At 39.2% G+C, this 23,345-nt stretch carries 16 protein-coding genes and 1 pseudogene; 10 read left to right on the top strand and 7 right to left on the bottom strand.

Annotated elements, in window-relative coordinates; genetic code table 11:
* The first annotated feature begins 10 nt into the window (after positions 1–10).
* The 8 genes from AC1M9N_RS10475 to AC1M9N_RS10440 all read left to right on the top strand — a co-directional run bounded on the left by AC1M9N_RS10475 (position 11) and on the right by AC1M9N_RS10440 (position 9,453).
* Complete coding sequence (locus AC1M9N_RS10475; protein ID WP_092767753.1) at positions 11–853, top strand: RNA methyltransferase; 843 nt, start codon at positions 11–13, stop codon at positions 851–853.
* On the top strand, positions 846–1,658 hold the full coding sequence (gene cysE, locus AC1M9N_RS10470; RefSeq protein ID WP_035266113.1) for a serine O-acetyltransferase: 813 nt from the start codon (positions 846–848) through the stop codon (positions 1,656–1,658). Before AC1M9N_RS10475 ends, cysE begins: the two co-directional genes overlap by 8 nt.
* Before the next feature lie 110 nt (positions 1,659–1,768).
* On the top strand, positions 1,769–2,686 hold the full coding sequence (locus AC1M9N_RS10465) for an ABUW_2363 family tetratricopeptide repeat lipoprotein (RefSeq protein ID WP_035266116.1): 918 nt from the start codon (positions 1,769–1,771) through the stop codon (positions 2,684–2,686).
* A gap of 114 nt (positions 2,687–2,800) precedes the next feature.
* Positions 2,801–4,804: an esterase/lipase family protein gene (locus AC1M9N_RS10460; protein ID WP_481952347.1), complete on the top strand. Its 2,004-nt coding sequence runs from the start codon at positions 2,801–2,803 to the stop codon at positions 4,802–4,804.
* A 230-nt stretch (positions 4,805–5,034) separates the two neighbouring features.
* Entirely contained in the window at positions 5,035–6,471 is a 1,437-nt protein-coding gene (gene antA / locus AC1M9N_RS10455; protein ID WP_035266117.1) for an anthranilate 1,2-dioxygenase large subunit, read from the top strand.
* Positions 6,472–6,473: 2 nt separating this feature from the next.
* Positions 6,474–6,965 carry an anthranilate 1,2-dioxygenase small subunit gene (antB, locus tag AC1M9N_RS10450; RefSeq protein ID WP_035266119.1) on the top strand — a complete coding sequence of 164 codons (492 nt, stop codon included), beginning with the start codon at positions 6,474–6,476 and terminating at the stop codon, positions 6,963–6,965.
* A gap of 11 nt (positions 6,966–6,976) precedes the next feature.
* The gene (gene antC, locus AC1M9N_RS10445; RefSeq protein ID WP_481952322.1) at positions 6,977–8,011 is read left to right on the top strand and encodes an anthranilate 1,2-dioxygenase electron transfer component AntC; all 1,035 of its coding nucleotides are present in this window, start codon (positions 6,977–6,979) and stop codon (positions 8,009–8,011) included.
* A 98-nt stretch (positions 8,012–8,109) separates the two neighbouring features.
* The gene (locus AC1M9N_RS10440) at positions 8,110–9,453 is read left to right on the top strand and encodes an MFS transporter (protein ID WP_092767747.1); all 1,344 of its coding nucleotides are present in this window, start codon (positions 8,110–8,112) and stop codon (positions 9,451–9,453) included.
* Positions 9,454–9,496: 43 nt separating this feature from the next.
* On the opposite strand, the gene AC1M9N_RS10435 is transcribed toward AC1M9N_RS10440, so the two are convergent.
* Positions 9,497–10,477: an AraC family transcriptional regulator gene (locus AC1M9N_RS10435; protein WP_481593673.1), complete on the bottom strand. Its 981-nt coding sequence runs from the start codon at positions 10,475–10,477 to the stop codon at positions 9,497–9,499.
* Positions 10,478–10,935: 458 nt separating this feature from the next.
* Between AC1M9N_RS10435 and AC1M9N_RS10430 the strand changes: the two genes are divergently transcribed.
* On the top strand, positions 10,936–11,973 hold the full coding sequence (locus AC1M9N_RS10430; protein ID WP_481954720.1) for an AraC family transcriptional regulator: 1,038 nt from the start codon (positions 10,936–10,938) through the stop codon (positions 11,971–11,973).
* 48 nt (positions 11,974–12,021) lie between these two features.
* On the opposite strand, the pseudogene AC1M9N_RS10425 reads toward AC1M9N_RS10430, so the two are convergent.
* The 5 genes and pseudogenes from AC1M9N_RS10425 to AC1M9N_RS10405 all read right to left on the bottom strand — a co-directional run bounded on the left by AC1M9N_RS10425 (position 12,022) and on the right by AC1M9N_RS10405 (position 16,881).
* A pseudogene (locus tag AC1M9N_RS10425) lies at positions 12,022–12,966 on the bottom strand (SphA family protein).
* Positions 12,967–13,019: 53 nt separating this feature from the next.
* Complete coding sequence (locus AC1M9N_RS10420; protein ID WP_180028210.1) at positions 13,020–13,544, bottom strand: flavin reductase family protein; 525 nt, start codon at positions 13,542–13,544, stop codon at positions 13,020–13,022.
* 19 nt (positions 13,545–13,563) lie between these two features.
* Positions 13,564–14,802, bottom strand: coding sequence for a styrene monooxygenase/indole monooxygenase family protein (locus AC1M9N_RS10415; RefSeq protein WP_481954719.1), 1,239 nt, complete (start codon positions 14,800–14,802; stop codon positions 13,564–13,566).
* 21 nt (positions 14,803–14,823) lie between these two features.
* The gene (locus tag AC1M9N_RS10410; protein ID WP_481954718.1) at positions 14,824–15,609 is read right to left on the bottom strand and encodes an SDR family oxidoreductase; all 786 of its coding nucleotides are present in this window, start codon (positions 15,607–15,609) and stop codon (positions 14,824–14,826) included.
* Positions 15,610–15,630: 21 nt separating this feature from the next.
* Complete coding sequence (locus AC1M9N_RS10405) at positions 15,631–16,881, bottom strand: dienelactone hydrolase family protein (RefSeq protein ID WP_180028213.1); 1,251 nt, start codon at positions 16,879–16,881, stop codon at positions 15,631–15,633.
* Between the two features lie 298 nt (positions 16,882–17,179).
* Here AC1M9N_RS10405 and mutS point away from each other — a divergent pair, with 298 nt between their 5' ends.
* On the top strand, positions 17,180–19,831 hold the full coding sequence (gene mutS, locus AC1M9N_RS10400) for a DNA mismatch repair protein MutS (RefSeq protein ID WP_481954717.1): 2,652 nt from the start codon (positions 17,180–17,182) through the stop codon (positions 19,829–19,831).
* A 69-nt stretch (positions 19,832–19,900) separates the two neighbouring features.
* Here the strand turns inward: mutS and AC1M9N_RS10395 are convergent, their stop codons facing one another.
* Positions 19,901–23,341 carry a DEAD/DEAH box helicase family protein gene (locus AC1M9N_RS10395; RefSeq protein WP_481954716.1) on the bottom strand — a complete coding sequence of 1,147 codons (3,441 nt, stop codon included), beginning with the start codon at positions 23,339–23,341 and terminating at the stop codon, positions 19,901–19,903.
* Positions 23,342–23,345: the final 4 nt, after the last annotated feature.

Here is a 23,345-nt window from a genome sequence, read left to right as displayed (position 1 = left end):
TGGAAGATTTATGAATTTAATTGATAATGCTGCTGTCTCAGCGCATTTGTCTCATGTGCGTATTGTCATGGTGAATACTACCCTGCCTGCGAATATCGGTAGCGCACTTAGAGCAATGAAAACCATGGGGCTTTCAAAATTGGTTTTAGTTGCACCTAAAACTTATCCTCATCCTGATATTGATGCACTTGCAGCCGGTGCAACCGATTTAATTGATCAAATTCAGATTGTAGAAACGCTTGAAGAAGCCATCGCAGATTGCCATTTAGTCTTTGGTACAAGTGCTCGTAGCCGAACTATTCCATGGCCTTTATTAGATGCTCGGCCTGCTGCTGATAAATCGATGCAAGCGGTGATCAAAGAACAACAAGAAATTGCCGTAATATTTGGGCGTGAAGATCGCGGATTAACCAATGAAGAGTTGGCTTTGGCGAATTACCATGTGACCATCCCTGTGAATACAGACTATGGGGTACTCAATGTCGCTCAAGCCATTCAAATTATTTGCTATGAAATGCGAATGGCGACCACGGCTCTCATGGAACAAGTTGAAGATCCTCAAGCAGTTATGAAAGTGACTGATGAAGATTCTATGCATTGGGATGAGCCGTTGGTAACACATCAACAGATGGAACAATTTTATCCTCATTTTGAAAAAATGTTGCACGAAATCGAGTTTTTAGACCCAGAAAACCCACGATTATTGCCTTTACGCTTGCGTCGCTTATTCGGACGTATACAATTAGATCGTATGGAGTACCATCTTCTTAGAGGTATTTTCAGTCGTGTTCAGGCATTGAACAATGGCACATGGAAAAAGTCAGATTCTAAAGAGAAATCAAAAGATGCTTAAACAGCTTAAAGAAGATATTCAAGCTGTGTTTGCCCGCGATCCTGCGGCGCGCAACACATTTGAAGTTTTAACCACTTATCCAGGAATTCACGCACTGATTATGCATCGTGTTGCGCATGAGCTTTGGAAAAAAGAGTGTAAAACTTCAGCCCGCATGCTGTCTTCTTTTAGTCGTTTTGCAACTGGTATCGAAATTCACCCAGGTGCCAAAATTGGCAAACGTTTTTTTATTGATCACGGTATGGGTGTGGTCATTGGGGAAACAGCTGAAATTGGTGATGATGTGACGCTCTATCATGGCGTGACATTAGGTGGCACCACTTGGAATAAAGGCAAACGTCACCCAACTTTAGAAGATGGTGTAGTCGTTGGCGCAGGTGCGAAAATTTTAGGACCATTTACCGTGCATAAGAATGCGAAGGTGGGTTCGAATGCTGTGGTCACCAAAGAAGTCCCTGAAGGTGCTACTGCCGTAGGTAACCCAGCGCGATTTATTATTAAAAATCAGCAAAAAGATTTGGACAAAGAATCCGAACGACGCAATTATGCAGAAAGCATCGGTTTTCAGCCTTATGCGACAACCCAAGATCAATCAGATCCTATGTTAGAAGGTATGCGAGTATTATTGGATCGTATACAGCACAATGAAAAGCGCATGAACACTCTATGTCAGCGACTTTCATTACTTGATCCAACATTTAATAACGCTCAAAGTAATGGACAACCATTTAGTGCTGAAGAGTTAAAAATCATTGACGAAGTTCGTCGTGAGTGCGAAGCTCAAACTGCACAATCAAAAGCTTAATGTATAAGTTTGACTAAGTTAGGTGAATCTGAGTTGCATGTTGTTTCGACTTTTCATAGACTCAGATACAACCTGAACTAGAATTTAAAAACATAATATTGGAAGAAAATATGACGATTAAGCCCCTTATTGCCACCATGATCGCTGTTTCATTATTGAGTGCTTGTAGCTCTCCAGCAGTTAAAAAACAATCTAAAACAAACGATCCAATCGTCTTTTCTGAGCCTGATTTAAGTGCGCCATTTTATGCATTAAATCCTTTTAATTATAGCCAACCTCCAGTATTCGAGCTTGAACTAAAAAAAGCTGCTGCTGCACCACTTCAAAAACTTGAGGTGACTGATCCAAATAATCCAAACAGAAAGATGATCCTCGAACAAAACAAATTAATCGTACCGACTGTGAATAGTTCACAACGTGCGATGAAATACACGGTTTTAGCGGGTCAAAATGAAATCGATATTACAGAAATTGATGACTTCCTCCAGATGGTTGAAGGTAAAGCACGTCACTATCCTCCTCGCTTTACAGATCGTCAAGAACGTCGCGGTTTTGAAGCTAAATTACGTGAAGTTTCAGCTCAACTAGATACTTTAGCAGCGAAAGATAACGCGTCATTCGATATTTTAATTCGTGCATTTAAAGCAAGTATATTGGGTCGTAACCTTGATCTTGGTTCTGCTTACACCACTAAATCTTTAAAATATGCACAACAAATCCTTAAGATCAACAAAGAAGACGCTGAAGCTAACTTCTGGTTTGGTTTCTCTTTGTCTGAAGGTGGTGGTCAAAAAGAAGCTATTCCATATATCGATAAGGCCATCAAAGCGGGTGTTCAAGAAGCTTATCTCGTAGCTGTTAATAACTACCTCGCATTGAGCCAAAAGAAAAATGCAATCACAACTTTAAAAAATTACAAGGTGAAATATCCTGAAGAAACTGAAGTTGCTGACCGCTTGATTCAAGAAATTGAGAAACAAGGTCGTTACAATGTTTGGCAAATTTTAAACAATCCAGCGAAATCATAATCTTATTAAAAAAAAATAGACTGATCATTCAGTCTATTTTTTTTAGCACTTATTTTTATCTCCCTAAAAATAACGTATGCTCAGCGTTAATGATTCATGCTGACAGTTGAAAATATGTTTATGATGAACAATAAATACATCGGCGTCCTACTGCTCGCAACACCACTATTTATGACAGGTTGCCAAGTCGTCAGTGTAAAAAATCAAGCGCTTAATGTTTCGATCGCGAATGAACGAGATAGCATATTAACGCGTAAAAAAATGAGTGAAGCGAGTCTGAATGTCCTCTCCATGACAGGCAGTGAGGCTGAAAGTTGTTCTAATGATCCAGATAAATGCGTATCTGATCTAAAAAAAATAAAACAAATTCAAGATGAACAACTGTATTCAACTGCAAGTGAAGCATATTTGACACGGGCATTAACCCTCAGTAATTCTTCTGATTGTAATACCAGTTTAATTAATAAATATCAGTCAGAAGAAAAGCAAAAACTTCATCAAGAAAACTATAGTCAATGTCTTGACCAACAGTTAGCAATGCTTGATAAAAGTATTCGTTATAGTTATGCCTATCTATTCAAGACAAAACGCCAACCAAGCGACCGTATTTTCGATAATAGACAAGTTCAAATACGAGATTTCTACAATCAAGCCTTGGCGAAAATGGTGATGACCTATGGTATGCGCTATACGGGTGAAAAAGTTCCCAAACAAATAAAAATTGGTCAAAGCATTTATACCATCAACTATGACCATTACCCTCAGATTGCTAATCGAAAATTAGATAGCCTGCTTTCAAGCTACAATCTCAATTTTAGCGGATTGCGTTCGATTAACCGTCGAGATGGTTTCGGTGCGGAATTTGTCGCAACGCTTCCAGCGCCAGAGCGAAATAGCGATTCGGGTAAATATATTGTAGATCCATTAAATCACGCTTATAAAAATGGTCGTAATCCTAACATTCATCCACCACGTTATCTTTCAGTCACGATGACCGCTGAGCCTGCGCGTCAAAGTAATGTAGAGGATATTCTGAATGACCCGCATTTCACCCTGAATATTTATGATCCTTATGGATTAGATCAATTAAAAGTAGGTGGAAAAGTTTATCCCTTAGCTGCGAATTATTCTGCACCTTATGGTTTGTGGCTTGCCGAAAATAACTTAGGTGCTGCTGCATATTTGAGTTTGATTGATCGTGACAATACAATCACAATGCCTCATCTCTTTATGCTCGAACCCTATAATCCAAACAAAAAAATTATTGTCTTGGTGCATGGACTTGCAAGCAGTCCAGAAGCTTGGATTGCATTAACCAATGACATTATGGGAGATAATGTTCTAAGAGAGCATTATCAAGTTTGGCAAGTATTTTACTCAACCAATATGCCAATTTTAGAAAGTCGCTTTCAGGTGAATGCGATCATTCAACAAGCATTTAATTCACTTGATCAATCTACAGCATCAGCTAAAGATGCAGTTCTGATTGGACATAGTATGGGTGGTATTATTTCAAGATTATTGGTGAGCCAAGCTGATTTAACACAATCTGCATTGTCTCAATTAAAAAATTCTCAAATTAGCCGCTTTAAGAATGAACCTTTATTTAAAGCTCGTTTACAAATCAAACCTGTGCCACATTTTAATCGTGCTATTTTCTTAGCAGCACCTCATCGAGGTACAGATTATGCTGATCGTTGGTTTACACGAGCTGCGCGTAAAGTGATCAAGTTACCAGGTGCATTTTTGGGTGCATTTGCTGAATCGCTCTCAGATAAAGATATTAATATTAAACATTTTGTCAAAGACTTAGGTCATGGATTGATTCAAAATGGTCCGAGTGATCTGAGTCACAACTCTCCTTTCACCAAATTAACCTCACCTGTGACGCCAATTAAAGGATTTAAATTTCACTCCATCATGGGGAATGTGACTGAGAGTAAAGATCCTACTGTTATGTCAGATGGGATCGTGCCTTATCAGAGTGCGCATCTTAAAGGGGCACAATCTGAGATTATTATCAAAGGTGGTCACTCAATTCAGGAAACGCCTGAAGCTGTGTTGGAATTAAGACGAATCCTAAGACTTCATTTGACAGAGCTTGGAATTGCCAAATAACGATTTCCTTTAGCTTTTATCAGCCGATGTATCAAAGATGCATCGGCTTTTTGTTTTTATAGTCCCAAAGTACGACTTTTGAATCCCACTCATATTTTTAACTACCTTCTCCATAAAATATTTGAGAAAAAATGGATAACGATTAGAACAAACTGGATAGCCTAACTCCGTTAATCACTGTTCAATAGATTCAAAGATAAATGAAATCAAGTGATATAAGGAGTTAGACCATGGGATCTCGTAGCAGCATCGAATGGCATGATTTTATTGAAGGATGTATCGATTTTCGACCAGAGGATGGCGTCTATCGTATCGCACGTGACATGTTTACTGAACCAGAACTTTTTGATCTAGAAATGGAAATGATCTTTGAAAAGGTGTGGATCTACGCGTGTCATGAAAGTGAAATTCCAAAACCAAATGACTTTGTCACTGTTCAAATTGGTCGCCAACCGCTCATCATTAACCGTGATGGTCAAGGTAATTTAAATGCAATGGTCAATGCCTGCGAGCACCGTGGTGCTACATTGACCCGAGTTGCGAAAGGTAATCAATCCACATTTACCTGCCCGTTCCATGCTTGGTGTTACAAATCGGATGGTCGCCTCGTAAAAGTTAAAGCTCCTGGTGAGTATTGTGATGACTTTGATAAATCATCACGAGGTCTAAAAAAAGCACGTATTGCAAGTTATAAAGGATTTGTCTTCGTTAGCTTAGATACAACAGCTACAGACACCTTAGAAGATTATTTAGGTGATACACGTGTTTTCCTTGATCTTATGGTTGAACAATCACCTACAGGTGAATTAGAAGTTTTACCGGGTAAATCAGCATATACCTTTGCTGGAAACTGGAAGCTACAAAATGAAAATGGTGTAGATGGCTACCACGTAAGTACTGTTCACTATAACTATGTCTCTACAGTTCAATATCGTCAGCAACTGAATGCACAAAAAGGGACAGGACCAAAGGACACACTTGATTACAGTAAATTAGGTGCTGGTGATGACACAACTGATGATGGTTGGTTCTCATTTAAAAATGGTCATAACGTTTTGTTTAGTGACATGCCTAACCCAACTGTACGTCCTGGTTACGCAACTGTGATGCCATATCTGGTTGAAAAATATGGTCAAAAACGTGCTGAATGGGCAATGCATCGTCTCAGAAACTTGAACTTATACCCAAGCCTTTTCTTTATGGATCAAATCAGTTCGCAACTTCGTATTATTCGTCCAGTTGCGTGGAATAAAACTGAAGTCATTAGCCAGTGTATTGGTGTTAAAGGTGAGTCGGCTGAAGCACGTCGTAACCGTATTCGTCAATTCGAAGATTTCTTCAACGTATCGGGCTTAGGCACACCTGACGATTTAGTCGAATTCCGTGAACAACAGCGTGGTTTCCAAGCTCGTTTAGAACGCTGGAGTGACATTTCGCGCGGTTATCACAAGTGGAATTATGGCGACAGCCCGAATGCTCAAACATTAGGGATCAAACCAGTCATCACGGGTACTGAAATCACTCAAGAAGGTTTATATGTCAATCAACACCAAGTTTGGCGCGATCTCATGTTAAAAGGCTTAAAAAATAAAGCACTTAAACTCACTGAAGATACTTCTGAACCACACGAATGCCCTGCATCACAAGCGACAACTGAGGAGGCTTAATCATGACACAAGCTCTTGTACATCAAGTTTCTCAATTTTTATATGAAAAATCTGCGCTTTGTGACAACTATGAATGGGACGCATATCTAGAACTCTATGACGAAGACAGCGAATACCACATTCCACAATGGATTAGTGACCATGAATACGTCACTGATCCAAACCAAGGGCTTTCATATATCTATTATGAAAACCGTGCTGGCCTTGAAGATCGCGTATTCCGTATAGGAACTGGTAAAGCTGCATCAGCTACGCCCCTTCCGCGTCTCATGCATGCGATTCACAACATCCGTGTAAAAACACTTGAAGACGGATTATTAGAAGTTAAAGCAGGTTGGTCGACATTCTATAACCGCCAAGGTTTAGAAGGCTATTTTTACGGGCATGTCACTTATATCCTTCGTCAACATGAAGACACTTTCCGCATTCGTAAACAGCACACCATTTTGTTGAATGACAAAATTGATTCTGTGCTCGACTTCTATCACGTTTAAGGAGTAAAAGAATGAGTCATTCTGTTGCACTCAACTTTGCAGATGGTAAAACGTTCTTTATCTCTGTGAATAATGATGAGCTTTTACTTGATGCTGCGTTCCGTCAAGGTATCACATTGCCTTTAGACTGCCGTGAAGGCGTTTGCGCAACCTGTCAAGGGCAATGTGAAAGTGGCAATTACACTCAAGATTATGTCGATGAAGAAGCATTAACCGAACGTGATCTGGCAGAGCGTAAAATTTTAGCTTGTCAAACACGAGTGCAATCGAATGCTGCATTCTATTTCGATCATGACTCAAGTTTCTGTAATGCTGGTGAAACACTTCAACTCGAAACCAAAGTGACTCACGTAGAATTAGTCTCTGAAACTACAGCAATCATTCATGTAGATGCCAGTCAACATACGCAGAAAATTGATTATTTACCGGGTCAATATGCTCGATTAAAAATTCCTGGTGCAAATGATTGGCGTTCTTATTCCTTTGCCAATTTACCCAATGAAGGTAATCAATTACAGTTTTTAATTCGCTTACTCCCGCAAGGTCTCATGAGTGACTATCTGCGAGATCGAGCAAAAGTTGGGGATACAATTTTACTCGAAGCACCTTTAGGAAGTTTTTATCTTCGAGAAGTGGAAAAAGACAAGCCATTAGTCTTTGTCGCAGGAGGTACTGGATTGTCAGCATTTTTAGGAATGCTAGATCAAATTGTGAAACAACCTCAAATTCCACCAGTACATCTGTATTATGGTGTAAACAAAGAGCAAGATTTGTGTGAACAAGAAAGGTTAAAAGCATACTCAGCTAAGATACCACACTTTGAGTATCATCCCGTAATCGGACAACCTTCTAATGATTGGACTGGAAAAAAAGGATTTATCCACGAACATTTAGATCAATCGCAATTAAGCGAATCAGCATTCGATATGTATTTGTGTGGTCCGCCACCAATGATCGATGCTGTCAAAAATTGGTTAGCTGATCACCAGATAGACAACGGACGTGTTTACAGTGAGAAGTTTATTCAAAGTCATAGCTCTAGATAATTAAATGAGCTGATGACAATCACTAAGGACTATCGTTAATATTCTTTGCAAACGATAGTCCTTTTTTGTTCTAACGTTTGAATATATGGAAATTTTAAATGCAAAAAATAATTGTAAATGACGTTATTGATCGGGAAAAAATGTCCCCTTTACAATGGACAGTTTTCTTTCTGGGGTTTTTGGTTTTTTTCTGTGATGGATTAGACACTGGCATCTTAGGCTTTATTGCACCAGCATTGTTAGATGATTGGGGGATTTCAAAACCAGATCTAGCACCTGTGCTGAGTGCGGCCTTAGTAGGCATGTCGATCGGCGCCATTATCTCAGGACCATTATCAGATAAATTTGGACGCAAGGGTGTCATCGTAATGACGACTTTGTTGTTTTCAATTTTCACCATCATGTGTGGATTTGCTTCTAACACACAAGAACTTATGATCTATCGTTTTATTACAGGGGTCGGACTTGGTGCGGCTATGCCGAATATCAGCACAATGGTATCCGAATACATGCCTCTAAAACGTAAAGCATTCCTGACCGGATTAGCAGGTTGCGGATTTATGTTAGGGATCTCAAGTGGCGGTGTCTTATCTGCGTTCTTATTAGAGAATCAAGGGTGGGCAAATGTCATTATTATTGGCGGTGTAATCCCACTCATTGTATTGGTATTTTTGATTACCAAGTTACCTGAATCACCTCAATACCTCATCAAACAAAATCGTCAAGAAAAAGCAAAACCAATTCTTGAGAAGATTCACGGTCAAACATTTGATCAAAGTACTGTATTTGTTCTACCTGAAGCAGAAGTATTAGATCCTAAACAAAGCCCTGTTAAAATTTTGTTTAGCAAATACTTTTGGGGTTCGGCAATGCTTTGGCTGTGTTGCTTTACCAGCCTAATGGTGTTTTATCTGTTAACCAGCTGGATGCCAACTATTCTTAAAACCGCTGGATTTACAACAGAGCAGTTTAGTTTAATTGCAGCGATTTTCCCATTCGGCGGTGTAATAGGTGCATGCTTTATGGGGTGGTATATGGATAAAGTTAATCCAAATACTGTGATTAAATATTCTTATCTCGCAGCATTTGTATTGTTCTTCGTTGCAGCATTCGTAAGCCAAAGTATTGTTTTACTCGGTATTGCAATTTTCTTAATTGGCGCATTATTAGTGGGTGCTCAATCATCACTACTTCCATTAACAGCACTGTTCTACCCTTCAGTGTGCCGCGGTGTAGGTGTTTCATGGATGCATGGTATTGGTCGTATCGGTGCGATCTTAGGTGCGTTCTACGGATCACTGATTTTTACTTTTGAATTATCTCTTGCAGGTATTTTCTATGTCCTAGCAATTCCGACATTTATTTCGTTTATTGCGCTCGCATTAAAAGGACTAAAACAACCTGAATCAGCCAATACTGCAACTGCAGAGGTAACGCAGTAAACTCAACTCAGTCATTAAAAAGCCCCAATCAAGGGGCTTTTTTTTAAACCATTATTTTAAGTGTTTCACTCGGGAGAACCCCATATTTGGCTTTGTATTCTTGAGAAAATCGTCCTAAATGTCTGAATCCCCAGTCATAAGCCAATCTCGAAATGGAAATATTTGCATTGTTCTGCAGCAAAGCATGATGAATCTGTTCAAGTCTATAGTTTTTTAAATAATCCATAGGACTCATATGCAGCGCTTGTTGAAACTCACGGTATAAAGTCGATTTTGAAGTTCCCGATATCATGACTAAATCTGATGCATCCAACTCTTGATCAGCAAAACGATGGATAAACTCTCTGACCACCATGACTGGCTTCGGAAGCTGATACTCTTGGAGCGATCTTAATTCATTGGAATAATTATTCTGCTGGGTTAAAAGCAAAGCCTTAATCAAAAAACTTTCATAATCTTGAGAAAGCAGATTTAAACCATCAAAACGAGAATAATCTTGCCTGAGCGATAAACATTGTTGAATATTATTCCACCACAATCTTAGGAAGTTATCTTCACTAAATGGCATATCTGGCTCAAAAATCACCCGCTCTTTAACAGGTTTAGAAAGCAAATTGGAAAGTACAGATTTGACACTTTCTTCAGGAATCACCACTTGAAATTTTTTACAATTACGGTGAATGATGAGTTCTTGCTGATCCTGACTAGAAACAATGATTCCATTATTACTATGTGATAAATGAGTTTCTCCATTCATACGCAATGTTTGCTGTCCATGAATAGGCAAACTGATACTGTATGCACCTAGCTGCTGAATTTGAATAGATACATCTGTGCCATAACTGATACAGCCAATTGCCATTTTTTTACTCGGCAAGCGTATACCTGAATAATGAAAATCAAGCTGATCTTTACGAGCAGTTTCTAATTGATGTGAACCACAAATAAGGCTCATTAATCGTTGAGCAACATTCAATTCACGCGATGCGTGACTAAGATCCTTATGTTGGCTGAGTGTGATCATCCTGTTCACCTAGCTATTTTGAATCATGATAAATACTATAAAACATTTTTAATAATAATGTCGAAATAAAGTCTCTTCGCTTCGACTAAATATTTAAATATATTTTTGAACACAGATTAGTAAATTAAAAAATACTAATTTGGTATCTTATATTACTTAATAGGTATTTTAATTTTTTATTATTTTTCATTAACTTATATAAAATTACAATGATAAAAAATTCGGTTTTATTTGACATTCAGCGATTATAGAGATAGATTTTTAAATAACGTCCTAAGGATAGGACTGATATAAATAAATGTAATTTTTTTCAATTACCACTATAGCTATTAAATTTTAAAATTATTATTTCTGGTCTGAATATTGCTTCATTTATTTATATCGTAAATCTCATTCCATGATATCAATTTAACACTACTGTCATGGTACGGACTACTAATGAGCCAAAAGGATTCACAATGAACCAGCTTCATTCCTCTCAGCTAACTGGGCAAAATTTTAGTAATGAATCAATTTTCAACAGTCAAAACTTGGTCTTCAATCAAGCAGATTTGAGCGAAACTTGTAAAAATGTAGGGCAAATTTTTAAGCCTCATGCTCTAAAAGTGTTAAAATCAGCTAAAAAATTTAGTGCAAGCATGCATCATGTTCAAACTGGGGCTCTTTCTATCAGCCGCTTGGAATATGGCGCAGATGTATTGATCGAACCAGATCAACTTGAAAAGTTTTATCTTATTCAGATTCCTACTCGAGGCTATGCAGAAATTGAATTTGGTCAAGATAAATTTATTTCATACTCAGAAGTAGCGTCAATTATCTCACCTGACCAATCACTCAGAATGCGCTGGCGTGCTCACTCCCCTCAACTCATTCTCAAAATTTCAAAAGATGATTTTGCACATCATTGTCAGCAACATATCGTGAAATCTGAACAAAAAAATGTAATTTTTAATCCTCGACTTGATTTTACCACCCAATCTGGTGGTTATTTTCTGCAACTTTTGAGAACCATGATGGATGCACTTAAATGTGAGCATCATCCTCTCCACCACCCACTTGCATTTAAGCAGTATGAATCAAATCTATTTAATGCGCTTATTTATGGACAACCAAATAATGCTTTTTTTAAAGCAAATTCTCATCATGAGAAAAAATTAGCGCCATACTTTATCAAACGTGCTGAAGCATACATTCACCACCACTTACATGAACCACTCAACATAGAAGTCTTGGCTGAACAATCAGGTGTAAGTGCACGAACACTCTTTGCAGGATTCAAAAACCATTTTGGCATTACCCCTATGGCATATTTACGTGAGCTTCGTTTTGAACAAGCTCATCTTGAACTGATGAATAATGAACATGCCACGGTCACTGATGTTGCATTTAAGTGGGGCTTTACTCATTTAGGTCGTTTTTCACAAGAGTACAAACGTCGTTATGGCGAGCTGCCATCATCAACGCGTAAGATTACACAAAATTCACTCTTCTCTTAATTTTATGTCTGTCAATAAAAAAGCCTGTGAAATCACAGGCTTTTTTGATTAGAAATGATGAATGTATCGAATTTGAAATCGATCGCCTTCAGTTCTATTTTTTGCATCATGCTCAAAATATGCATTTGCGACTACATGATTTTTTGGCGAGTGACTATACATAAGTCCAGGTCCAACTGCCCACACACTTTCTTTGCGACCATCGACTTTTACACCATCAACTTTAGTATCGGTAAGCTGTTTTAAATAGTACCCACTTAAACCCAATCGAATCTGATCATGTACAGCATATTCAGATGCTAGGTTAATGTGTACTGCTTGCCCCGCTTGGATGTCATCAGCAGCACCAAAACCATAAGTTGGATCATCATTTTTAAAATTATACAAATAATGAGCGCGTGTCGAAGCTGTCCATTTCGGATTAAACCAATACGTTGCAGCCCAATATGGATTGAAGGAAAATGCATTATTACCCGGATTAATATCACGGTTTTGCTGATATTCCCCTGTTGGCAAATTTATCTGTAATTCTATTCGATGGACAAATTTTGGTCCCTGTTCACCCATGACTGGATCAAACTGGAGAAATGGACCAATCATCAAATCTCCAAATCCACTTTTAGCTTTTAAAGCTTGATTATTTAAACCATCGTCAACACTGATTTTACTTAAATAAGGGATAAGTAAATTCAGACCTAGACTTGAATGAGCAGTCGGTTTATAGGTCGACATGTAACTTAATTGCTCGACAATCACTTGATAATTTAAATCTGTTTTGGGCAATGGAAGCTTTTGTCCACTCGCATCTCTCAACTTGTCACTGTCATAATGTTAAAAATACGTTTGCGAATACCAACCAGGTCCAGCTGGTAGTCCACCATCTAGAAAACTGGTCATACCCAAATTCACAGTCGGTAAATCATAAGCAAAAACATGTGATGAATTTGCTGTAGTAAACAAGGTTAAAGCACTTAATATAATTTTATTTTTCATGTGTATTTCCCATAAAAAACCACGATTATTCATCGTGGTTTTTAAAACAATGATTAAAGGTCTGGATGGCTCGCTGCAATTTGGTAACGACCAGCATGAAATACTAAGGGCTCACCAGCAGTTTGTTGATATTTTTGAATTTCACCGATAAAAATCAAGTGATCACCACCTTCGTATTGCTGTACATTTTTACAAACAAGTGTAGCAAGTGCTTCGTTCAGTAATGGAACACCAGTATCACATTCACCATGATCAACTGTGGCAAACTTATCTTGTGCACCACGGGCAAAATGGGTAGAAAGCTGATGCTGCTCCTTCGTTAACATATGAACTGCAAAGTGCTCAGCTGCAACAAAATCGGGCAAACTTGGTGCTGTTTTCGACAAGCTCCACAACACAAGCGGTGGATCTAATGACAACGAAGAAAATGAATTGGCTGTCATACCCACTTTTCGTCCATCCGTTCCACGTGTGGTGATTACGGTAACACCTGTGGCAAACTGACCAAGAAGATTACGAATCTCGCGAGGATTACTGATGTCAATCTCTTGCAGATTAATTTTATCTAATACATCCATTTTTAACACCTCAGTTCCATCAAGCCACTTGAGAAACTTGATCTGTTTCTAATACTTCTTTCGCTGCGTTTTCGTCAAACCACCACGGTGAAAAGTTACGTGGATCATCAAAATTATTAACGATCTGAGAAGCTAAATTGTGATTTTGAGAGGCTGCACCTAGTAGCTCAACAACATGAGGTTGAGGTGGAACCAATAAACTATTTGTCCAGCTCACGACTTTTTCAGCATATGACCAATATTTCTCAAACGTTGACTCCATCCAATCTTCAGTAAACGCTTGATTACCGTGTGCTAAGATCGCATCGAAATAAACCTTGCTACACTTAGCTGCATTATTTGATCCTTGACCTGTGATTGGATCATTCACCACCAATGCATCTGCCATACCAAATATTTTTTTACCAGAAGCCAATGTCATGACGGGTTTACGTACCGTTGGTGGGAAACGTCCTGCTAAATATCCGCCATTATCCGTAAGCGTTACGTCTTGACAACGCTCATACTCCCACGGCAAATGTTGTTTCAGAATTTCTAAGCTTTTATTTAAATGCTCTTCTGGTGTTTTAACTTCAGCCCAGCTATCCATAGGACCATTAGGAATTCCTTCAAAAACCATGATGTCACATGGACCATTTACTGTAAGCGCAGGAAAACAAAAATATTCTCCCACCCCAGGAATAATATTAAAGCTCACTCTCGAGTATGGTGAAATTGGCTTCATTCCATTCACATAAGTCAAAGCCAATGCACGCTGAGGTTTGTCAAAAGTACTACGTTCTGCGTCACGTACAAACTCTTTAACCACTTCACCTTTACCCGCAGCCAATAGCACTAATTCATACTCGTCAGCCAAATGTTCTAATTCATTTAGACCGACATCTTGGAGAACAAACTTGCCTCCACGGCGCTGAAACTCTTCAAGCCAATAAGGCATCTTGACACGTTGATCAACAGATTGAGCATAACGCTCTAATCGCGCACTCCATTTAAATGCTCTTTCACCACTTGCTGGATCAACCAAAGCAAAACTAATACCTTCTACCGCTGGACAATGCTCTTCCCAAAAATTTAATCCTAAATCACGCTCAGTCTGTAACGCAGTATGGAACATACATTGACTAGACATGACTTTACCTTGACGAATCTCATCAGGAGTTTTATTCGACAAAATCGTGATGTCATATCCCTTATCAAGCAGTCCTAATCCAAGTTGAAGTCCTGACTGACCTGCACCAACAATTGCAATTTTTCTCATCTTTATTCTCCAATATTTAATTTATTCTGCTAAACGTGGTATTGCGGGTTGATTCGTTTCAGGCCCCATGACTGAATACCCACCATCTACCGCATAATCTGCGCCAGTCACAAAACTTGCAGCATCCGACAATAAGAATGTCACTACATTTGCCACTTCTGCCGGATTACCCAAACGTCCCAAGAGATGATAATCACTTGCTACAGCATCAGCTTTCGCACGATTTTGTCCACTCACTTCAGAAATCACTCTCGACCAAGTCCAACCTGGTGAAACTGAGTTGACACGGATACCATCTGGCGCAAAATCCATTGCCATCGATTTGGTCAGTTGTAAAATTGCCGCTTTAGAAACTGGATATAACCAACGTCCCGTTTGAGCACATTGCGCTGAAATCGAGGTGAAATTCACCACTGACCCTTTATTTTTTTGCAAATCTTCATATACGGCACGCGTTAGCTCAACAATAGATACCAAATTGATATCTAATGCTTTTAACCAATCTGATCGTGGTGATTTGAAACCATCATCAAGATAGGTACATGCCAAGCTCACTAAATAACTGACTTCACCTAGATGATTTCTAATGCTGTTTACCGCTTCATGAATTGCGATGTCTGAAGTTAGATCAGTTTGTATAAACATCACTTCATAAGGATGTTGCGCAGCTATGGTTTTTCCGTAGTCATCAATGTCTAAAATGGCAACTTTAGCCCCTAAATTCACGAGACTTTGAACCACAGCCTGTCCAATCAACGTTGATCCTCCACTGACAATGGCAACTTTATCTTTAATATTTAATTCCATTTTTTGCCCCATATATTTTGATTATTCGATTGGCTTACCAGCACTCGACTCCCAACTTGGCATCAAGCCATTTGAAGGAATATCTTCATCTAAAAGTTTTTTCGCTGTTTCTACACCTGCAACAGGCAATCCTTCTGGATTAAGTAATCCGATTTGGACAAGTACAGAAGCTTGATCCCAATAAATATGTTCGTGACAAAGTTTTGGACCTCTAAACTGAATGACCCCCAACATTGGAATTTCGACATATTTTCCAGTCGGTTTTATACCTGGTAATAACCAATCAATTTCAGTGTCGTGAGTGAAACTCATGATGAATTCATCCACAACCTGAGTAGATCCCACAGTTCTAGAAATTGAGGTGATTTTCATATCTTGAGGGTTTTGATGTACAAAATGATATCGATAGAATCGCGCTAACTGGCTATATCCCACACCACCTGTCAACGTTGGAATGTGATTCACATATGGTTGAGCGACCATCGTTGCCATGGTTGCTGGTACATCGCGCGTGTCGAACTCATGTCTGATATGCTCTTCCCACAATGCAACTAAGTCATAGTGAGGGCCAACCGTTTCATGTAATGCTGTTACGGTACGTTCATGGGCAAATCGCGCCGATGGTTTGTGATAATGATCGCTGTTCGGTCGTGCAAATGCGTGATCAACACCTTCATAAACATAAGCATGAATATGTTTAAATTGTGCGCATGCTTCAGTAATTTGATTTCGCGCTTCAGCTGGACAGAATTGATCAAGTTCAGCCATGTGTAGCACAAGCTTACCCTTCACATTCGAGAGTTCATCGAGCGCTTTTTCAATGCCTACACCGTAGTAAGCAACCGAACACGCTAAGTTATCAATACGGCATGCAGCCAAATATGCAAGTTTTCCACCAAGACAATATCCAACCACTGACTGACCCGTAGTCGTGTCACACGCATCTAAAGTCGTTAAAAAATCTAAACTTTCACGAATATCATTTACACCCTGATCTTCATCATATTGCTGATAAAGTTGAAAAGCTTTTTCAAAATCCTCAGGTGTATAACCTAAATCAATGTTTGGTGCAGTACGCCAAAATAGATCAGGGACTAAAACGGTATAGCCTTCCTCTGCGAGAAAGTCAGCTTTTGCTCGCATCGCTGCATTGATACCAAATATTTCATGACACAATACAATCCCAGGACCTTTCTTTGCTTCTGGGACTGCCAAATACCCTGAATAGCGATTCCCCGATTTGGTAGTGATCTCAATCGTTTGACCTGTCATTTTTTCTTCCCTAAGACATCGAATATGATCTGATCATGAAATGAAATGCGATAACAAACTGTCCAAAAGATGCGGAGACTATCCAGAGACTGCTGATTCTTTACACAAAGAATTTGCATAAATGGATATCGAATTTAATTATTCAATGAACGAAATTGAGTCGTTGGTTATAATATTGGTTCGACTCATTTATCTTTTGCTAAAAATAGATCTTATAATCGATTTACGCATTTTTTCTCATGCTAAGCTTGAGCAGTACTTCTTCGTTTCAAAATTTAACTACAGGTTTTTTTCAAAGATGACTTTAGATCAATCCAATATCGATCTTTCAACATTGACGCCAATGATGCAGCAATATATGACGGTGAAATTACAGCACCCGCATTCGTTAATGTTCTATCGTATGGGTGATTTCTACGAGTTATTTTTTGACGATGCGCATAAAGCCGCCAAAATTTTAGGGATTACGTTAACCCACCGCGGTAAAGCGAATGGACAACCGATACCCATGGCTGGAGTTCCGTATCATGCAGCAGAAGGATACTTAGCGCGTTTAGTTAAAAAAGGTGAAACCGTTGTTATTTGTGAACAACTTGGGGAAGTCACTGGTAAAGGACCTGTCGAACGTGGTGTAGTCAGAATTATTACACCGGGTACATTGACAGACGATGCATTGCTGAATGCCCATCAGAGTTCAAATTTAGTATCCATCTGTATTAAATCTGATGAAATTGGTATCGCCCTATTAGATCTCAGTGCAGGTATTTTTAAAGTCCAACAACAAAATTTTCAAGCTGAACAACTTCCTCTGGAACTTGCGCGTCTTATGCCAAGTGAAGTTTTGATTGATGAAGATTTCAAGTATCCAGAAGTGGTTGAACAGATTAAGCAAATTCTTGATTGTCCCGTTACAAAACGCCCAAATGTAGACTTCAATCTGAATAATGCGCAAAAAACTTTATGTGATCAATTTGCCGTAAGTACTTTATCTGGCTTTGGAATTGAACATCTTGAGTTAGCGAAAGCAGCCGCGGCAGCTTTAATTCATTATGCTAAAGATACCCAGAAAACAGCTTTGCCACATATTCGTTCAATTCGACTTGAACAAAGCTCCGATTTTATCGCTCTTGATCCTGTGACGCGACGAAATCTAGAGATCATTGATCCTTTGTTTGAGCATGGCACTTCATTATTTGATTTGACCAACCAATGTCAAACGGCTATGGGTAGCCGACTACTTAGTCGAACCTTAATGCAACCGATTCGTGATACTGCGTTGTTAGATCAGCGTTTAGATGCGATACAAACAATACTCTCTGGCTATCATGAATCTCCGATTCGTCTGGTATTAAAAGAAATCAGTGATATCGAACGCGTACTCAGCCGTGTGGCATTAGGAAGTGCGCGACCACGTGATTTAGTGCAACTACGTCAAGCCTGTGCTCAGATTCCGTATTTACGCCATGCATTAGCACCGATGACCTCAACACCGCAATCAGCTTTAATCAATCAATTGAATGAGGAATTGGGTGACTTTAATGGTTTACATCATCGCCTCATGTCAGCCATTGTGGAAAACCCACCTGTTCTACTCAGAGATGGTAATGTCATTGCAAATGGTTTTGATCATGAATTGGATGAACTTCGTCAAATACGTGATCATGCAGGACAATTTTTAATTGATTTAGAAATCAAAGAAAGAGAAACAACAGGTATAAACACACTAAAAATCGGTTATAACCGAGTGAGTGGCTACTATATTGAATTAACCAGAGCGCAAGCAGAACAAGCTCCTGCACATTATATTCGTCGTCAAACATTAAAAAATGCTGAACGTTATATCACCCCTGAATTGAAGTCTTTCGAAGATAAAGTGCTTTCAAGCGAATCACGTGCATTGGCTCGTGAAAAACTTTTGTTTGAAATGTTATTGGATGAATTACGTCAAGATATCGCCAATCTTCAAATGATGGCGAGCGCTATTGCTCAACTGGATGTTCTTACAAACTTTGCACATCTATCAAGATTATATAATTGGAATCGTCCGGAATTTAGCCCTGAAATTGGAATATACATTCAAGCAGGACGCCATCCCGTTGTTGAATCACTGATTAAAACGCCTTACACCCCAAATGATACTTATCTAGATATGCAGCATCGTATGTCGATTATCACAGGCCCAAATATGGGTGGTAAATCTACATTCATGCGTCAGACGGCGTTAATTACGCTATTGGCATATTGCGGTAGTTTCGTTCCAGCGAAATCTGCAAAATTGGGACCTATTGATCGGATCTTTACGCGTATCGGTTCAGCAGACGATCTTTCTTCTGGCAAATCTACATTTATGGTGGAAATGACGGAAACTTCTCAAATTTTACATCATGCCACTCAACAATCTTTGGTATTGATGGACGAAGTAGGTCGTGGCACAAGCACTTATGATGGTTTGTCATTAGCTTGGGCTTGTGTTCTTGATTTGACGCATCGCATTAAATGTTTATGTCTTTTTGCAACGCACTATTTTGAATTAACAGAATTAGGCATGGATCCGTGTATTGATAATTATCATGTCACTGCGCAAGAAGTGAATGGTCATCTCATCTTATTGCATAAGGTTCAAAAAGGTCCTGCAAGTCAAAGTCATGGTTTACAGGTCGCTAAACTAGCAGGTATTCCTCAAAACGTGATTAAAGAGGCTCAAGCTAAACTTAAAAAACTGGAGAAACTCCAACTGCAAACCCAACCTGTGCAAAAAGATTTGTTCTCTCAAGATTTATTTTCAAATAGTAACCCTGTAGAAAAAATTATTGAAGTTGAAAAAGTGGTTGAAATTCATCAACCTTCTCAAGTTGAACAACTTCTTTCAGAAATTATTGTAGATGACTTAAGTCCAAGACAGGCTTTAGACCAACTCTACCAACTCAAACAATTACTCCAAAAATCTTAGTTCAAGCACACTCAATCAATAAGCCAGCGATCTGCTGGCTTTTTTATATCCTAGATTAGCATTCAAAACTTACGCCACCGCTTCATTAAATGCTTCAACAACTCCAAATATATTATCAGCATCTGCTTCACCAAATACACCATCAATCCCTTCATAGTGAATTTGGTTAAACGGCGGTTCATATAACTGCGCAGCTTCTAGTACTCCATTTTGAGTTAAATGCTCGATCAACATTTCTACAAAACGGATTTGTTTCTCGTTATAGGTCGAGCCTTGTAGATACTTTGAGAATGCTTGCTGAACCGCTTGACGATCTAATCCCACCAAAGAACGGATAAATAACGGTAGTGACTTTTCTGTGCCAAAACATTCTTCAAATTTATCTCGGCTTTCTACTTCCTGAGCTTCAAACACAAAACGTTCTAGCTCACTTAAGTCAGTCGGTGTCAGCGCCAAACCACGCTTCAACTTTGCAATGGTAATATGGTTTTCATTGGCTTTAATAAAGCTTTCCACACGCTTGCGGTATTGAGCAAGGTTTACACCTGTTGATACAACTGGAATATCGACTGCTTGCATCTCTCCAATTTCATCATCAAGCATGGAATAGACAATCGTGGAGGTTGATTTTTCGATGAGTTTGACCAAACCACGAATACGCTTACGCATCGCCTCTAACATTGGCAAGGTGATGCCTTTCCAATATTCAAGAGTTTGGATTTCTTGGATCAGTGCGATCTGTTCTGCAACCACAGGAATATTTTCCTTGCCTTCAAGCTTAGAAGCAATTTCAATCACTCGATTGGCATAGTTCTCCATTGCCTTATTATTCTTATGCAATACGGCAAGTTCTAAGTTGTAGCACAACAGATCAAATAGTTTAGTTTCTAAAGTTTCAGGCTCAAGCTGATTCGGTAGTTTAGAGATGTGTTCTCGTAATGTACCAATGGCAAGGTCATCTAAATTGTTCCAAGCATCATCATTTTTGAAATGTTCTACATGCTCAAGTTCAGACTTCACAATGAAATTATCATTGTTCATTGACTTCACTTCAGTCTGTAAACTTTGACGTATATCCTGCTGTACAGCTTTCAGCTCTTCGGTGGCATCATCCTTCGCATTGAGCAGACTTAAGATATTCAAACGAGCCTTAAACAGGCGTTGCCCGAGTGGTTCAGTGGTAGCAACAGGCGCACCATCTGGATTTTCATTGAAGTATTCAAAGTTAGAACAGTAGTCAAAGATATAAAATTCTTTTTTATCATCTTCAGGGCTAAACAATTCTTTGCAGAGTCGTGTACCACGCCCAATCATCTGCATGAACTTTACTTTAGAACGCACTGCTTTAAAGAACACGAGATTGACCACTTCAGGCACATCTATCCCTGTATCCAGCATATCCACTGATATGGCGATTTGCGGTTCAGGTAAATCCTTTTTACTAAAGTCATCAATCAGGCTTTGTGGATACTTAGTGGCATGGGTAATTACACGAGCGAACTTACCATCATATTGCGGATAGTTGGCATTGAAGCGGTCAGCAATAAATTGTGCATGTTTTTGATTCACAGCAAAGATAATGGTTTTACCTAGACGATCACCGCCTTCGGTCTTTATCCCATTTTCCATCAAGTGTTTCAGCATTAGATCAACTGTACCTGAGATAAATAGCTCTTTATTAATCTTGGATGCTGATACTTCTTCAGGCGCATCTTCATCGCCCCAATTTAGACTGTCCCAATGTTGTTTTTCTTCTTCAGAGAGTTCGTCATATTTGACGCCTTCACGCATAAATTTAAGCGGAACTGAATAGGCTTTCGGTGGCACGAGATAACCATCGGCAATGGCTTGATCAAGATCATAGTAATCGGTTGGTACACCACTTTCTAAACCAAAGAGTGCGTATGTATCACGATCCACTTCATCTCGTGGGGTTGCGGTTAAACCGACAAGCAAGCTATCGAAGTATTTAAAAATCTCACCAAACTTTTGGTAAACGCTACGGTGTGCTTCATCAACAATAATTAGATCAAACATACCTGTACCAAATTGGCGTGTACCATCGGCATTTTTTTCATCAATCAAGCCCATCATAGTTTGATAGGTAGAGAAATAGACTCGACCGACTTGATTCTTATCATCAAGTAAATTGACGAATGAGGCATCTTTTAAATTGGCTTTAAACGCGTTGTGCGCCTGATTGACTAATGAAGTACGATCTGCAAGAAATAATGCTTTTTGCACCACATTGGCTTTCATCAATACATCGACCAGTGCAATGGCGGTACGCGTTTTACCTGTGCCTGTTGCCATAATCAGTAAGCCTGCACGCTCTTTACGTTGGTAGGCTGCAAGCATGGCTTTAATGGCACGTGTTTGATAGTAACGCTCGACAATGTCCGTATTGATCGGGAAGCTACTTAAATCAGGATTATTCTTACGTCTTTCGATCAGACGTTTGAGTTCTGCTTGAGTATAGAAGCCATGTACTAAACGTGGTGGACCACCTTCTACATCATTCCAAATTCGGGTTTTGTAGCCATTGGTATAGAAAATGACAGGGCGTTGTCCTGTTTGTTGTTCTAAACAATCGGCATAGAGTTTGGCTTGTTGTTGTCCTATATCAGGATCAGTTGATGTACGTTTAGCTTCAACCACAGCCAAAGGCAAGCCATTAGCATCATACAGCACATAGTCGACAGCACCTTTACCCGATGGGCTTGGCATACCTGTAACAGTAACTTCTTCACGCACCGTTGTGCCAATGTCCCAACCTGCCTCTTCAAGCATGAGGTCAATTTTAAACTTACGGGCTTCGTCTTCTTTATAGTCAGTATGATCTTCGATTTTACTGTTAGCAATTTTGGCTTGTTCGACTTCGGCACGTTTTTGGGCAAGTTTTGCATCAATATTGGCGAGGATTTTTTCACGTTCTTCTAAACTTGCCGAAAGTTCAAAGAGTTTTTGTTCACGTTCACGTAGGGCTTTATGTTGTTCTGCAATTTTTTTTTCTTGGGCTTCGGTTTCTTTCTGTAGTTGTTCTTGGTTGGCGGTGATTTGCTGGGTGTTGTCAGCGTTTGGAATCAGCTCAGTTTTAAAAATATGCGGCTGTGAACGGTCTTTAGATGGTGATCCATAATTTCGTTCAAACCAGACATACATCAGGTATAAATGGCTGATGTGTTTAACGGTTTCTTCGGTGGTGAGTTCTTTGAACTTTTTCCCATGTACGGCACTGTTGCCGACCATGCGGATGTTGTCCATTTTATCCCAAATATAAGGCGGAATGAGGTCTTTAAATCTGAGGTCATTGATTAAGTTATATAGGGATGGATCATAAGGTTGGTTTAGTTTTTTGTCGTATTGATACAGCCACAGTACAAGGTTTTCAAGTGATGTACGAGCTGCGGCAAGGGCAAATTGAGGAGATATGTACGTGAGCTTTTCGGCTTCTTTGGCAGTTGCTGCTAAGCTTTTAAATTCAGGTTCTAAAAACTGAAAGTTGCTCATTATT

This window comes from Acinetobacter sp. ANC_7655, from assembly GCF_056784015.1.
Note: the sequence above shows the minus strand (reverse complement) of the source record. Positions and strands in the feature narration are given on the sequence as shown.